We start from the raw sequence: 13,908 nt of genomic DNA on the forward strand, positions 1-13,908 counted from the left end.
CGGACCGGTCAGGCCCCGTCGTCCGCCCCGCCCGCCGCGGCTCCGCCCCGCGTCATGCGTGCGTCGAGGCGGTAGCGGGACTGCACGGCCAGGGCGGCCGCCATCAGCAGGGCGGGCAGCACCGTGAAGCCCAGGAGGATGGCGGTGTGGGCGGCGCCGGTCTGGGTGACCTGCTCCCCGGCCCGCGCGGCGGCGTACCCGCCGAGGCCGAGGGCGGCGGAGTACAGGTAGGGGCCGGCCGCGGCGCCCGTGGCCTCGGTCGCGGTCCAGACCCCGGTGTAGGCGCCGGTGCGCTCGACCTCGGCGGCGCCCCCGGCCCGGACGGTGTCGGGAACCATGGCGAACGGGAAGAGCTGCAGGCCCGCGAAGCACGTCCCGAGCAGCAGCGTGCACAGCACCGGCACCGTGATCCCGGCTGCGTCGCCCGCCGCGAGGCCGAGCGCGCCGACGACGAAGAAGCCCTGGCAGACCAGCATGCAGCGCTGCTTGCCCCGGCTCCGCGAGAGGCGGAACCACAGGGGGGTGGTGAGCAGGGCGGGAGCCACGAAGGCGGCCATCAGGACGGTGGTGAAGCCGGGGCGGCCCAGTTCGTGGCGCGCGTAGTACGGCAGGCCGGCCAGCACGAGGTGGGTCGTGGTGGAGACGAGGAGGTAGCACAGGACCAGGACGCGGAAGGACGGGTTGGCGCGCAGCACCTCCCGTACCTGGGCCAGGGGCCGTCCGGGTGACGTCCGCCGCGGGGCCGGGGTCTCGTGCCGGGGGCCGGCGGGCACCAGGGCGCGGACACCGCCGACGCCGACCGCCTGGAAGACGACGGTGAAGGCGCCGAGGGCCAGCGCCATCACCGCGTACCGGGCGACCGAGTCGCCCTCTCCGGCCAGGAGGGGGGCGAGTGCCCCGCCGACCAGGATGCCGACCGTGAGGACCACCATCCGGAACGAGAGCACCCGGGTCCGGCCGTGGTAGCCGACCGTCATGTCGGTGGGCGTGGACAGGTACGGCACCTGGTACGCGGCGAACAGGGCGTTGGCGACGACGAACCAGCCGGCCACCCAGACCGCCGCCGCCCACGGCCGGTCGGCCACGGGTCCGGGCACCGCGAACAGGGCGACGAACGCCGGGGCGAGGGCGCAGCCCACGGTCAGCAGCCGCAACCGGGTGCCCCGGTGGGCGCGCTCGCGGTCGGAGAGGGAGCCGACGAAGGGGTGCAGGACGATGTCCACGGCCTTCGGCACGAGCAGCGCCAGTCCGGCCAGCCACGGCGCCACGCCGAGGGTGTCGGTGAGGAAGTACAGGAGCAGCAGCCCGGGGACGGTCACGTAGACGCCCATGCCGGCCGAGCCGAGGGCGTAGCGGATCAGGGCGGAACGGGGCACCTCGGCGCCGCTCGCGGTGTCCGTCCCGTCGGCGGGGGCCGGCCGGTGTCCGGGGGGAACGGCTTCGGATCCGGTGGCAGCGCTCATGAAATCCCCCAACTGCTTGATTGCGAGGTCTGCGGATCCTAGCCAGACTGGGCCGGATGAGGAAGAGCGGTCAGACACCAGATGAGCGGCCCGCCCGGCGCGGGCCGGGCAGGCCCCGGCGCGCGGAACGGGACGGGCCCCCCACCCGCGAGCTGATCCTGAGGGAGGCCACCGCGCTGTTCGCCGCGCGGGGCCCGGAGGGGACCTCGTTGCGCGACATCGCGGCGCGGGTGGGCATCGACGTGTCGAGCCTGCACCACCATTTCCCGGCGAAGGACGCGCTGTACGACGCGTGTTTCGAGCGGGTGCACGAGGCGGAGCGGGCGGCGCTCGCCCCGCTGGTGGCGGAGCTCGGGCGGGCCGCCGCGGAAGGGGGCCCGCCGCTGGCCGAGGCGCTGCGGGCGCTCGCCGACGGCTTCGTGGGCTTCCTGGAGGAACACCCGCACACGACGTTCCTGTGGCTGCGGCGGTGGCTCGACCCGACGCGCGGCGGGGCCCTGGACCGCGCGTACGCCCTGCCGCTGTACGGGGAGGTCGAACGCGCCCTGCTGGAGGCGGCCCAGGCGGGGACGATCCGGGAGACCACCCCGCACGTCACGGTGCGCAGCCTGGTGTGGGCGGCCCACGGCCACGTCACGGCGCTGGCCGCGGCCTCCCCCGCCGACCGCGAGCGGGAGCGGTACGAGTTCCGCCTGTGGGTGCGCCGTTTCCTCGACGCCCTGCACGGTCCGCCGCCGGCCGGCGGACCGTCGGGGTCAGGTGCCGGCGCCGATCCGGGCATAATAATCCCTCACACGTTGGATTAAGTCGGCGAAGGGCACGAGGGCGATGGGCGCGGAGCGGGACACGGCGGGACCGGGACGGGTGGCCGTCGTCGGGGGCGGGGTCGCGGGCATCGCGGCGGTCAAGGCCCTGCTGGAGGCGGGCGTCGAGGTGTTCGGCGTGGAGCGGGCCGCGGAACTGGGCGGCCTGTGGCGGCTCTCCGAGGACACCGCCGCCTACGAGGGGCTGCGGCTCAACACGTCGAAGCCGCGCACCGAGTTCGGCGACCACCCGATGCCCGCCGAGTGGCCCGACTACCCCTCCCGCGCCCAACTCCTGGCGTACGTGCGGGAGTACGCGGAACGCTTCGACGTCCCGCGGCACTACCGCCTGGGCACCGAACTGCTCGCCGCGCGGCGCACCGGGGAGGGCTGGCTGCTCGAACTGGACGGCCCCGACGGCAGGTACGAGGAGACCGCGGCCCACCTGGTGGTCGCGAACGGGCACAACCACACCCCGCGCCTGCCCGAACCGCCCTACCCCGGCACCTTCGAGGGCACTTCCTCGCACGCCCACGCGTACCGCGAGCCCACCGCGTTCGCCGGCCGCCGGGTGCTCGTGGTGGGCACCGGCAACAGCGCGATGGACATCGCCACCGAACTGGCCGGGCACGCGAGCGAGGTGCTGCTGTCGGCCCGGCGCGGTGTGTGGGTGCTGCCCAAACGGCTGCTGGGCCGCCCCACCGACCAGTGGAACGGCGCGCTCGCGGCCGTCCTGCCGTGGCGGCTGCGCCAGCAGGTCTCCCAGGCGATGCTGCGCTTGGCGGCCCGGGGCCAGGACTGGCCGGCGCTGCCCCCCTCACCGGAGGGCGTGCTCCAGGACCACCCGACCCTGAGCGACACGGTCCCGGCGCTGGTGGCGGCCGGGCGGATCGGCGTACGGGCGGGCATCGAGCGCTTCGAGGGGAACCGGGTCCGCTTCACCGACGGGCGCGAGGACGAGGTGGACCACGTCCTGTGGTGCACCGGCTACCGGGCGACCGTTCCCTTCCTCGACCCGGAGCTGGTGCCCGACCCGGCGCGGCTGCCCCTGTACCGGCACGTGTTCCCGCTCGACGAGCCCGCGCTGTCCTTCGTCGGCCTCATGCAGTCCACCGGATCGGCCCTGCCGGTCGTCGAGGCGCAGGGCAGACTGCTCGCCGCCCACCTGTCCGGACGACTGCGCCGGCCGCACCGGGACCGGATGCTGGCCGAGGTCACCTCGGAACTCCAGGCGGCCCGGGAGCGGTGGGGCGAGAAGCGCCCGCACATGCGTCTCGACGTGGACCGCTATCTCCGCCAGGTGGCGCGGGACCTGCCGGCCGGACGCCGCGCGGCCGGCCGGCTCGACGGGCGCAGGGTGCTGGTGACCGGCGCGTCCGGGACCTTCGGCCGGGCGCTCGGCGAGCGCTTCACCGCCCTCGGCGCGAAGGTCGTCGGGCTGGACCTAGTGGCGGACGGGACGGGGCCGGTGCCCGTGGTGGGCTGCGACCTGACCGACCCCGAGTCGGTGACCAAGGGGGTCGAGGAGGCGGTCGCACTGCTCGGCGGGGGCGTGGACGTGCTGGTCAACAACGCGGGCCGGGGCGGGCCCGCGCCCGCGGAGCTGCGGCCCTCGAAGGAGGTGCACGAGCAGATCCGGCTCAACCTGCTCGGCGCCTGGGAGGTGACGGCCGCCGCGCTGCCGCACCTCGAACGCGCCCGGGGCCGCGTGGTGTTCATCGCCTCGCGGATGGCGCTGCTGCCGCTGCCGCTGGCCGCCGCCTACGGGGTCTCCAAGCGGGCGCTCGCCGCGTACGCGGACACGCTGCGGCTGGAGGTCGGCACGCACGTCGGGGTGACGACCGTGTACCCGAGCATGGTGCGCAGCCCGATCCACGACAGCACGCGGGAGGCGGGCCTCTCCCTGGACGGGGTGTCCCGGCCCGAGCCCCTCGACGGGGTGGTGTCCGCGGTGGTCTCCGCGGTCACGGCCCGGCGCGCCCCACGCGACGTGGCGACGACCCGCCGCGGCCGGACGGAGATGGCCCTCGCCCGGCACGTGCCCGCCCTGGCCGACCGGATCGTGCGGCGGACCGTCGCCTCCCGGCTGGCGGCCGGCGCGTTCGCGCAGGCACCGCTCGCCGAAGGGCTGCGGAGGCGGCACGGACGCTCCGGCTGAGCGCGGCCACTGCCGGGCGGCCGGGCTCCCGGGCCTGGGCGCGTGGAGGCCCCGGCCGGACCGGCCCCCGGCGGGTCTCCTGCGCCCCGCGCGCAGTGACCCTCCGTTCCCGGCACGCCCGGCCGCGGCCGGAGCGGGCCACCGGAACAGCCGGGCCCCGGCCGGTGTTGGGCGGATCATGACGACGAAGACGCCGCAGCCCGAGGTGCTGCACTACACCGCCTTCTCCCGCACCCCCGACGGCGGCAACCCCGCCGGTGTCGTGCTGGACGCCACGGGGCTGGGGGACGAGGAGATGCTGGCCGTCGCCGCCGAACTGGGGTACTCGGAGTCCGCGTTCCTGACCGCGCCCCCGGACGGGCTCGGCGGACGGGCGTACGGCATCCGCTACTTCAGTCCGCGGGCCGAGGTGCCCTTCTGCGGGCACGCGACCGTGGCTGCGGCCATCGCGCTCGCCGAGCGGACCGGCCCCGGGGAACTCGTCTTCGCGACGCGCGCCGGCACCGTGCCGGTGGAGGTGACCGAGGAGGGCGGGGGTCTGCGGGCCACGCTCACCAGCGTCGAACCGTACGTCGAGGTGGTCGGGGACGCGGACCTCGCCGAGGCCCTGGCCGCGCTCCGCTGGCCGGCGGCCGACCTCGACCCGGCGCTGCCGCCCCGCATCGCCTTCGCCGGGGCCCGCCATCTGGTGCTGGCGGCGGCGACCCGGGCCCGCCTGGCCGACCTGGACTACGACTTCGGACGGCTGGAGACGCTGATGCACCGTCTGGACCTCACCACGCTCCAGCTGGTGTGGCGTGCGTCGGCCACCGTCCTCCACGTGCGCAACCCGTTCCCGGTGGGCGGCGTCGTCGAGGACCCGGCGACGGGCGCCGCGGCGGCCGCGTTCGGCGCGTACGCGCGGGAACTCACCCTGGTCCCCGGGGAGTCCGTGCTCACCCTGCACCAGGGCGAGGACCTGGGCCGCCCCGGTGAGCTGACGGTGACGCTGCGCGCGGGTGACCGGCGGGTGCGGGTCGGGGGCGCGGGGGCCCGGATCGGCTGACGGCGCACGGCCGGAGCCTCGGCGGCATGCGGGCCGTGACACTGCGGCGCGGGTCAAGCTGGCAGCATGCGCACCGGCCGTCGGCGGCAGGCAGGGGGCGCGGCGACGAGATCCGGACCGGCCGACGGCATGCGGACGGACCATCGGCGGCAGGCAGGGGCCCGAACCGGCCGTCGGCGTGGGCCGTCCGCGTGGGCCGTCGGCGTGGCGGGGCCCGCCTCCGTCGGCCGCGTCCGGTCAGACGGTCGGTACCGGCAGGACGTCCGGGGACAGGGCGGCGGCGCGGGCCGTGGCCGCGGTCATGCGGCGGCGGTGGTGGCGGCGGCAGAGCACCTCGTAGCCGACCTCGTCGGCGGAGCCGGTGACGTCGCCGACGACCACCTGGGCACCCTCGACGACCATGACCCCGCCGACCGTGCGGGCGTTGTGCGTGGCGCGGGCGCCGCACCAGCACAGGGCCTCCACCTGGAGCACCTCGACCCGGTCGGCCAGTTCCACGAGCCGCTGCGAGCCGGGGAACAGGCGGGTGCGGAAGTCGGTGGTGATGCCGAAGGCGTAGACGTCGACCTCCAGGTCGTCCACCACGCGGGCGAGTTGGTCGATCTGTTCGGGGGCCAGGAACTGCGCCTCGTCGGCGATCACGTAGTCCGCTCGGCCGCCCTGCGACAGGTGGTCGACCAGGTGGGCGTAGAGGTCGGCGCCCTCGCCGACCTCGACCGCGTCCGTGACCAGACCGAGGCGGGAGGACAACTTTCCCTCGCCGGCCCGGTCGTTGCGGGTGAAGATGACGCCCGCGAGGCCGCGTGCCGACCGGTTGTGCTCGATCTGGAGAGCCAGTGTCGACTTCCCGCAGTCCATGGTTCCGGAGAAGAAGACCAGCTCGGGCATGGGGGGCGGGCACCTTTCGGCGGGGATCGGGCGGGTCCGGTGGAGGACGTGGCGGGGCTGCCGGGGCGGGACGGACCTCAGGAGCGTACTTCGAGCAGGGGGACCAGTTGTTCGGCAGGGGTCATCGAACCGTGGTTGCCGACCATCGCCGACTCCTTCGGCTCCCGCTCGGAGGCGATCAGCAGGACGTCGTCCCGCGCGGCGGCGATCACGTCGCCGAGGCGCCCGTACACCCGGTCGTCGATCCGCGGCCCGAACCAGCCGGCCGCGATCGCCTCGTCGCGGGAGGCGACCCAGAACTGCTCCCCCAGCACCTCGCGCCAGCAGGCCAGCACGTCGCCGGCGGCGCCGGGCACGGCGTACACGTGCCGGGCGCGGCCCTCGCCGCCGAGCAGCGCGACGCCGGCGCTGAGTTCCCAGTCCGTGTCGAAGTCGATGCGGTGCTCCTCGTCGAAGGGCACGTCGATCATGCCGTGGTCGGCGGTGACGTACAGGGCGCTGCGCTCGGGGAGCTGCTCGGCCAGGCGCTGGACCAGGCGGTCGACGTACATGAGCTGGCCGCGCCAGGTGTCGGAGTCGACGCCGAAGCGGTGGCCGGCGCCGTCGACGTCGGAGTAGTACGTGTAGACCAGGGCGCGGTCGGCGGCGGCGAGTTGTTCGGCCGCCAGGTCCATGCGCTCCTCGCCGGACAGGCGCCCGTGGAAGGTGCCGCCGCTGAGCGCGACCTTCGTCAGCGGCGTGTTGACGAAGGCCGGGGAGGACACCTGGGCGGCGTGGACGCCCGCCCGGTGGGCGAGCTGGAAGATCGTGGGGTACGGCTGCCAGGCCGCGGGCTGCGTCCAGGGCTGCCACCGGAGCTGGTTCATCAGCTCGCCGGTGTCCGGGTTGCGGACGGTGTAGCCGGGCAGGCCGTGCGCGCCGGGCGGCAGGCCGGTGCCGACGGAGGCGAGGGAGGTGGCGGTCGTCGCCGGGTAACCGGCGGTGATCGGGCGTCCGGTGCCGCCGCGCGAGGCGGCCAGCAGGGACGTCATGAAGGGCGCTTCCTCCGGGTGCGCCCGCAGCTGCTCCCATCCGAGCCCGTCGATCAGGAACACGCAGTTCCGGTCGGCGGGTGTGAGCTCCGCGATGGCGGCGCTGGTGCCGGGCACCTCCATGCCCGCGGCGAGGGTGGGCAGCAGGTCGGCGAGCGACCCGGTGCCGTACTCGGGGACGGGGGCGGTGTCCGGGGCCAAGGGCTCGGGGTGGTGGGCGGCCCAGCCGGTGGGCGTCGCGGGCGGGGTGGAGTGCGGGGGGTACACCATCAGCGCGTCTGGTCCGCGGTCGCCTCGGAGAGGGCCTGCGCGAACGCCAGGGCCTGGCGCACCGTCTCCGGTCCGTCGCCGGCCTCGCTGACCCGCAGGCTCAGGTCGTCCGCCGTGGAGCTGCCCGTGTAGCCGTGGTCGGCCTCGCAGTTGGGGTCGCCGCAGGCCGCGGGCTCGAGGTCGATGCGGGAGACGGCGCCCCAGCCGATGGTGAGCACGATCTCGCGCGGCAGGGTGCCGGGCTTGTACGACTCCGGGTTGGCGACCACCCGGCTGACCACGATGGACGAGATCCGGCTCAGCTTGACCGACTCGGTGGACGTGGTGGCGTAGGGCGTCGGGGAGGTGCTGTCGGCGGCCTGCTCGTCGGTGTGGCTGACGATGAAGCGGTTTCCGGTCAGGACGAGCACGGTCACGTGCCGCCGCACCTCGTTCTGGTCGAACGTGGTCTCCTGATGGACCAGGTACGACCGGATGGGCTCGCCGCCCACGGCGGCCTCCACCGCCTCGGCCACGAGGGCCGGGTAGTAGCCGCTGCGCTCGATCGCCGCCCGCAGCCCCTGGGTCGTCGTACTGGTCTTGGCCATGCGCCCATCCTACGGGGGCCCGCCGACTGCGCGGCACCGCTCCGTGGTGCCGCTCGGTGGCACCGCTCGGCGGGCCGGGCCGGGGGGCGGCCGGGGCCCTCAGTAGGCCGGGAGGGTCCGCGGTCCGAGGTCGTCGCGGGCGGGCGGCGGGGCCAGGCGGACCGAGGCGCTCAGCACGCTCAGCGCGTGCGGGGCGACGACGACGGGCTCCAGGGTGACCGCGGCCACCTCGGGATGGTCGTCGACCAGCCGGGACACCCGCAGCAGCAGTTCCTCCAGGGCCGGGGTGTCCACCGGGGCCGAGCCGCGCCAGCCGAAGAGGAGCGGTGCGGTCCGGATGGCGCGGACCAGCGATGCCGCCTCCCGGTCGGTGACCGGGATCAGCCGGTGCGCCATGTCGCCGAGCAGTTGCGAGGGCGGCCCGGCGATGCCGAAGGAGAGCGCGGCACCGGCGGCGGGGTCGATGACCGCCCGGACGATGGTGTCGACGCCGCGCGGTGCCATGCGCTGCACGACGGGCCGCAGTTCCTCGGGGGTGCCGAACAGCTCCGTCAGTTCGGCGTAGGCCCGGCGCAGTTGTTCCTCGTCGGCGAGGTCGAGGCGGACGCCGCCGAGGTCGGCCCGGTGGCGCAGGTGGGGGGCGGTGGCCTTGAGGGCCACGGGGTAGCCGAGGGTGCGGGCGGCCTCCGCGGCGGCGTCGGGGCCGGGGGCGGGCAGCGCGCGGTGGACGTGGATGCCGTAGGTGGCGAGAAGCTCGTAGGCGGCGTGGCGTTCGAGGGTGAGGCCCTGACCGCTGGTGAGCTGCCGCTCGATGAGGGCGGCGGCGGCCTTCTCGTCGATGTCCTCGTACTCGGGCACCTTGCCGGGGTCGGCGACGTCCCGCCGCCACTGGGCGTACTCGACGGAGTGCGCCAGCGCGCGGACGGCGCGCTCGGCGGCCGGGTAGGCGGGGATGAGGCGGGCGCCCTCGGGGGGCGCGGGGCGGGCGTCCCCGGGAACTGCCGCGCGGGTGTCCGCGGGGGCGTCCGGGGCGGGCCGGGCGGTGCGGGGCGCGGGCGGGGGGCCGGCCGCGGGCTGCGGTGCCGTGCTGGCCGCGGCCGAGAGGGCTTCGGCGAGCCCACCGAGCTCGACGTGGACCACCAGGACCGGCTTGTCGGGGGTGGCGGCGGCGGCCGAGCGCAGGGCGTCGGCCAGGGCGGCGTCGCCGACCGACCCCTCCCCGACGGCCGGGATGGCGGTGACGACGACGGCGTCGCAGGTGTCGTCGGCCAGCGCCCGGGCCAGCGCGTCGTGGAAGTCGGCCGCCGAGGCGGCGGTGGTGAGGTCCTGCGGGGGCTGGGGGCGCAGGCCCTCGGCGAGGCAGGCGTCGTAGGTGAGCAGGCCGAGGGACTCGGAGTTGCCGAGGATCGCGACGCGGGGGCCCGCGGGCAGCGGCTGGCGGGCGAGGAGGAGTCCCGCGTCGACGAGTTCGGTGATGGTGTCGACGTGGATGACGCCGGCCTGGCGCAGCAGCGCGGAGACGGTCGCGTGGGGCAGGCGCATCGCGCGGACGGCGTGGCCGCGGGGTCCCGCGCCGTGCCGGGCGCCCTGGACGACGACCAGGGGCTTCGCGGCGGCCGTGCGCCGGGCGAGGCGGGTGAACTTGCGCGGGTTGCCGATGGACTCCAGGTACATCAGGACGACGTCGGTGTCGGGGTCCTCGTACCAGTACTGCAGGAGGTCGTTGCCGGAGACGTCGGCCCGGTTGCCGGACGAGACGAAGGTGGACACGCCGGTGACGCCGGTGACGCCCCCGCCGCGCCGGTGCAGCCGCGACAGCAGGGCCACGCCGATGGCCCCGGACTGGGCGAACAGCCCGATCCGGCCGGGGCGGGGCGGCTCGGGGGCGAGGGAGGCGTTGAGCCGGACGTCCGGCGCGTTGTTGATCACGCCGAAGGCGTTCGGGCCGATGATCCGCATGCCGTACGTGCGCGCCTGGCGCACCAGGGCGCGCTGGAGTTCCCTGCCCTCGGGGCCCGACTCGGCGTATCCGGCGGAGACGACGACCAGGCCCTGGACGCCGTGGGCGCCGCACTCGGCGACGACCTCGGGGACCTGCGCGGACGGCACGGCGACGACCGCGAGGTCGACGGGGCCGTCGATGTCCCGCACGGAGCGGAACGCGGGCACCCCGTCCAGCTCGTCCGTGCCCTCGGGGAGCGCCTTGTTGACCGCGTGGAGCCGCCCGGTGAAGCCGGCGTCCCGGATGTTGTCCAGGATGCTGCGCCCGACGCCGCCGGGGGCGCGGCCGGTGCCGATGACGGCCACGGAGCCGGGGGCCAGGAGCCGTTGCACCGAGCGCGCCTCGGCGCGCTGCTCCCGCGCCCGCTGCACGGCCATCGAGCGGTCGGTCGGCTCGAGGTCGAACTCCAGGCGGACGACCCCGTCCTCGAAGCTGCGCTTCTGGGTGTACCCGGCGTCCGTGAACACCTTGATCATCTTGTTGTTGGCGGGCAGCACCTCGGCGGCGAACCGGCGGATGCCGCGCTCCCGCGCGACCGCGCCGATGTGTTCCAGCAGGGCGGAGGCGACGCCCCGGCCCTGATGGGCGTCCTGGACGAGGAAGGCGACCTCGGCCTCGTCGGCCGGAGCGGAGGCGGGCGCTCCGTCGGCCCCGATCCGGTCGTAGCGTACGGTGGCGATGAACTCGCCGCCCACGGTGGCCGCGAGTCCCACCCGGTCCACGAAGTCGTGGTGGGTGAAGCGGTGCACGTCCTTCGCGGACAGACGCGGGTAGGGCGCGAAGAAGCGGTAGTACTTCGACTCGTCCGACACCTGCTCGTAGAAGCTGACCAGGCGCTCGGCGTCATCGACGGTGATGGGGCGGACGCGCGCGGTGCCGCCGTCGCGCAGCACCACGTCGGCTTCCCAGTGAGCGGGGTACTCGTGCCGGTCCGAGGAGGTCTGCATGGGCCCCAGCGTACGGCTCGCGCACGGCGACGGCGCGAGGCAGTCTGTGGGTGCGCGGGGCAGGGCCGAGGCCGCGGTCCGGCCGTGCGCACGGAGCGGGAGCGGGTGCCGCTCCGGCACGCTTCACGATGTGGGAAACTGGTCTAGACAACCCTGAACAGCGAAGGGCAGCATCACATGGCTGAGCGCCGCGTCAACGTCGGCTGGGCCGAGGGCCTCCACGCCCGCCCCGCCTCCATCTTCGTCCGAGCCGCCACGGCCACAGGCGTCCCGGTGACGATCGCCAAGGCCGGGGGCGACCCCGTCAACGCGGCCTCCATGCTGGCGGTCCTGGGGCTGGGCGCCCAGGGCGGCGAGGAGATCGTGCTGGCCTCCGACGCCGAGGGCGCGGACGCCGCGCTGGACCGGCTGGCCAAGCTGGTCGCCGAGGGCCTGGAGGAACTGCCCGAAACGGTCTGACGCGCCGGACCGCGCGGACAGCGGGCTGACGAGAGGCCCACCCGGGGACCCGGGTGGGCCTTTCCGTTCGCCTTCTCCCCGGACAGGAAGATCCCTTGCCCGACAGCACATTCCGGTTCCGAGCATGAATCTCCACCCCGGGCAGAATGCCGCCTTCCGCAGGCAATCCGGGGGAGGAATCCGGACGGGTATTGCGCACCGAAAATTTCCGGGCCAGGGCAGGGCAGGAAAAGGTCGCCAAAAGACCGCCAAAGGGCTGCCCGGCTGCCTTTTCTACCGCGCCCTTTCTATCCGGCTCGTATTAAGCCGGCATGCTCGGAGTGTTGACCGGACGTTTCGAGGTCCTCACGCGCTCCGCGAGATCCGCACCGGACGGCGGGCGCAGCCGGTGGGCGGGGTGGGTCCGCTCCAGGAGGCGTGCGGTCGCCGCACGGGCACGCTCGCCGTCGCCGCGGGCCACGGCGTCCACGACCAGGCCGCGGTCGGCCCACGTCCGCACCGGGTCGGGCGCTTCCTCCACCGCGTACATCCAGGCGATCTTGTGCCGCAGTCCGGCCAGGGTCGAGGCCAGCGTCGGGCTGCCCGCCGCCCGGGCCAGCGTCTCGTCGAACCAGCCGGTCAGAGAGCGCAGGTCGTCGCTGCTCCCCCCGCGGGCCCGTTGCTGCCCCAGGCGGACCAGCCCCCGCAGCACCTTCAGGTGGGCGTCGGCGCGGCGCCGGGCGGCCCGGGCGGCACCGAGGGGTTCCAGGAGCAGGCGCATCTCCAGCAGGTCCGCGGCCTCCCGTTCGGTGGGCTCGGCGACGCAGGCGCCCGCGTGCCGCCGGGTCACCACGAACCCCTCCGCCTCCAGCGTCCGCAGCGCCTCGCGCACCGGCACCCGGGACACGCCGTAGCGGCGTGCCAGGAGTTCCTCGGTGAGCCGGCTGCCGCGCGCGTGGACGCCGGCGACGATGTCGTCGCGGATCGCGGCGCACACCGAGTGCGCGGGAAAACGCATGAGCGACCTCCGGTTCCCTTCCCTGGAGAACGCCGCGTCGGCGGACGTCCTTTCCGCGACTCTAAAGCAATGTGCGGGATTCCTTGAGAGCCGGAGAACATTCGCGCCTGCTTTTCGGCCACCCCGTGCGCGCGACCTCGTGCGCGTGACCCCGTGCGCGTGACGCGGAAAGCCCCGGCTCGGCGAGCCGGGGCTTTTCGGGGATTTCGTGCGCGGACCGCGTCCGGAGGGTGTCAGAGGGAGACGCCGTGCGCGCGCAGGTACGCGACGGGGTCGAGGTCCGAACCGTACTCGGCGCTCGTGCGGGCCTCGAAGTGCAGGTGCGCCCCGGTGACGTTGCCGGTGGAACCGGAGAGGCCGATCTGCTGGCCCGGCGTGACCTCCTGGCCGACCGAGACGCCGATGGACGACAGGTGGCCGTACTGGGTGTACGTGCCGTCGTGCATCTTGATGACGACCTGGTTGCCGTAGGCCCCGCCCCAGCCGGCCTCGACGACCGTGCCACGGCCGACGGACTGCACGGGGGTGCCGTTGGCGGCGTGGAAGTCGACCCCGGTGTGGCTGCCGGAGGACCAGACGGCGCCGCCGGTCTTGTAGCCGGTGGACACGTAGGAGCCGGGGATCGGCGAGACGAACGCGTTGAGGCGCTCGCGCTCGGCCTCGCGGGCGGCGCGTTCCTTCGCCTCGCGGGCCTGCTCCGCCTCCTCGGCGGCCTTCTTGCGGGCGGCCTTCTCGGCCGCCTTGCGGGCCTCGGCCTCGGCGGCCTCGCGGGCCGCCTCGTGCTGGGCAGCGGCCTGGGCGTCGATCCGGTCGGCGACCGTGTCGCCGAGGGTGACGACGGGGGTGATGCCGGTCTGGGCCGCGGCGGGCTCGGCGGCCATCGCGGGGGCCGCGAGGGAGCCGGCGACACCGGAACCGGCGAGGGCCGCGACGCCCGCGGCGCGGGCGGTGCCGCTGCGGACGCGGCTGGGGCGGCGGTGCTTGCCGGCGGCGCGGGTGAACGCCATGTACAGGCTGGTCCTTTCCTTCCCTCTCGCCTACCGGGTTAGCTGACGGGTTCGGAGCAGGAAGGTCTCCTACGGACCCCCTCGCGACACGCGCGGGCGCCCGATTCACCCCGGGGGACGGTGGGTCCCCGGCTCCCCTGGCTCGCGCCGTACGGGGACTCGGCGATGGCTGTCCGGTGCCGCGGGTGCGGCGCACTGCCCGACGAACAGCCCGCACGAAGCTATGCGGGAGGCCGCTCGATCCTCAAACG

11 protein-coding genes and 1 riboswitch are annotated in these 13,908 nt (G+C 75.2%); of the genes, 4 read left to right on the forward strand and 7 right to left on the reverse strand.

Going from position 1 to position 13,908, the window contains the following annotated elements:
• Window positions 1-8: 8 nt before the first annotated feature.
• A complete protein-coding gene (locus AC02VZ_RS13605; RefSeq protein WP_476475430.1) occupies window positions 9-1,463 on the reverse strand; it encodes an MFS transporter in 1,455 nt (484 codons plus the stop codon).
• Between the two features lie 56 nt (window positions 1,464-1,519).
• Between AC02VZ_RS13605 and AC02VZ_RS13610 the strand changes: the two genes are divergently transcribed.
• From AC02VZ_RS13610 to AC02VZ_RS13620, 3 genes are all read left to right on the forward strand, one after another.
• The gene (locus AC02VZ_RS13610) at window positions 1,520-2,269 is read left to right on the forward strand and encodes a TetR/AcrR family transcriptional regulator (RefSeq protein ID WP_476475431.1); all 750 of its coding nucleotides are present in this window, start codon (window positions 1,520-1,522) and stop codon (window positions 2,267-2,269) included.
• A gap of 22 nt (window positions 2,270-2,291) precedes the next feature.
• Entirely contained in the window at window positions 2,292-4,424 is a 2,133-nt protein-coding gene (locus AC02VZ_RS13615) for an SDR family NAD(P)-dependent oxidoreductase (RefSeq protein ID WP_476475432.1), read from the forward strand.
• Between the two features lie 178 nt (window positions 4,425-4,602).
• Entirely contained in the window at window positions 4,603-5,469 is an 867-nt protein-coding gene (locus AC02VZ_RS13620; protein ID WP_476475433.1) for a PhzF family phenazine biosynthesis protein, read from the forward strand.
• A 237-nt stretch (window positions 5,470-5,706) separates the two neighbouring features.
• Here the strand turns inward: AC02VZ_RS13620 and AC02VZ_RS13625 are convergent, their stop codons facing one another.
• The 4 genes from AC02VZ_RS13625 to AC02VZ_RS13640 form a co-directional block, all read right to left on the reverse strand.
• Window positions 5,707-6,357, reverse strand: coding sequence for a thymidine kinase (locus AC02VZ_RS13625; RefSeq protein ID WP_432054639.1), 651 nt, complete (start codon window positions 6,355-6,357; stop codon window positions 5,707-5,709).
• A gap of 77 nt (window positions 6,358-6,434) precedes the next feature.
• Window positions 6,435-7,658 (reverse strand): alkaline phosphatase family protein, encoded by a 1,224-nt coding sequence (locus AC02VZ_RS13630; protein ID WP_476475434.1) that lies wholly within the window; start codon window positions 7,656-7,658, stop codon window positions 6,435-6,437.
• Complete coding sequence (locus AC02VZ_RS13635) at window positions 7,658-8,245, reverse strand: DUF5998 family protein (protein ID WP_362096310.1); 588 nt, start codon at window positions 8,243-8,245, stop codon at window positions 7,658-7,660. The genes AC02VZ_RS13630 and AC02VZ_RS13635 overlap by 1 nt, the downstream gene beginning before the upstream one ends.
• Window positions 8,246-8,344: 99 nt before the next feature.
• The gene (locus tag AC02VZ_RS13640) at window positions 8,345-11,194 is read right to left on the reverse strand and encodes a bifunctional acetate--CoA ligase family protein/GNAT family N-acetyltransferase (protein ID WP_432054637.1); all 2,850 of its coding nucleotides are present in this window, start codon (window positions 11,192-11,194) and stop codon (window positions 8,345-8,347) included.
• 177 nt (window positions 11,195-11,371) lie between these two features.
• Here AC02VZ_RS13640 and AC02VZ_RS13645 point away from each other — a divergent pair, with 177 nt between their 5' ends.
• Entirely contained in the window at window positions 11,372-11,653 is a 282-nt protein-coding gene (locus AC02VZ_RS13645) for an HPr family phosphocarrier protein (RefSeq protein WP_362096304.1), read from the forward strand.
• 301 nt (window positions 11,654-11,954) lie between these two features.
• Here the strand turns inward: AC02VZ_RS13645 and AC02VZ_RS13650 are convergent, their stop codons facing one another.
• The gene (locus tag AC02VZ_RS13650) at window positions 11,955-12,650 is read right to left on the reverse strand and encodes a GntR family transcriptional regulator (RefSeq protein WP_476475435.1); all 696 of its coding nucleotides are present in this window, start codon (window positions 12,648-12,650) and stop codon (window positions 11,955-11,957) included.
• Window positions 12,651-12,883: 233 nt separating this feature from the next.
• The gene (locus tag AC02VZ_RS13655; RefSeq protein ID WP_432054635.1) at window positions 12,884-13,657 is read right to left on the reverse strand and encodes a M23 family metallopeptidase; all 774 of its coding nucleotides are present in this window, start codon (window positions 13,655-13,657) and stop codon (window positions 12,884-12,886) included.
• Between the two features lie 12 nt (window positions 13,658-13,669).
• Window positions 13,670-13,832, reverse strand: a riboswitch (cyclic di-AMP (ydaO/yuaA leader).
• Window positions 13,833-13,908 lie beyond the last annotated feature (76 nt).

This window comes from Streptomyces sp. 3-6 (assembly GCF_056323165.1).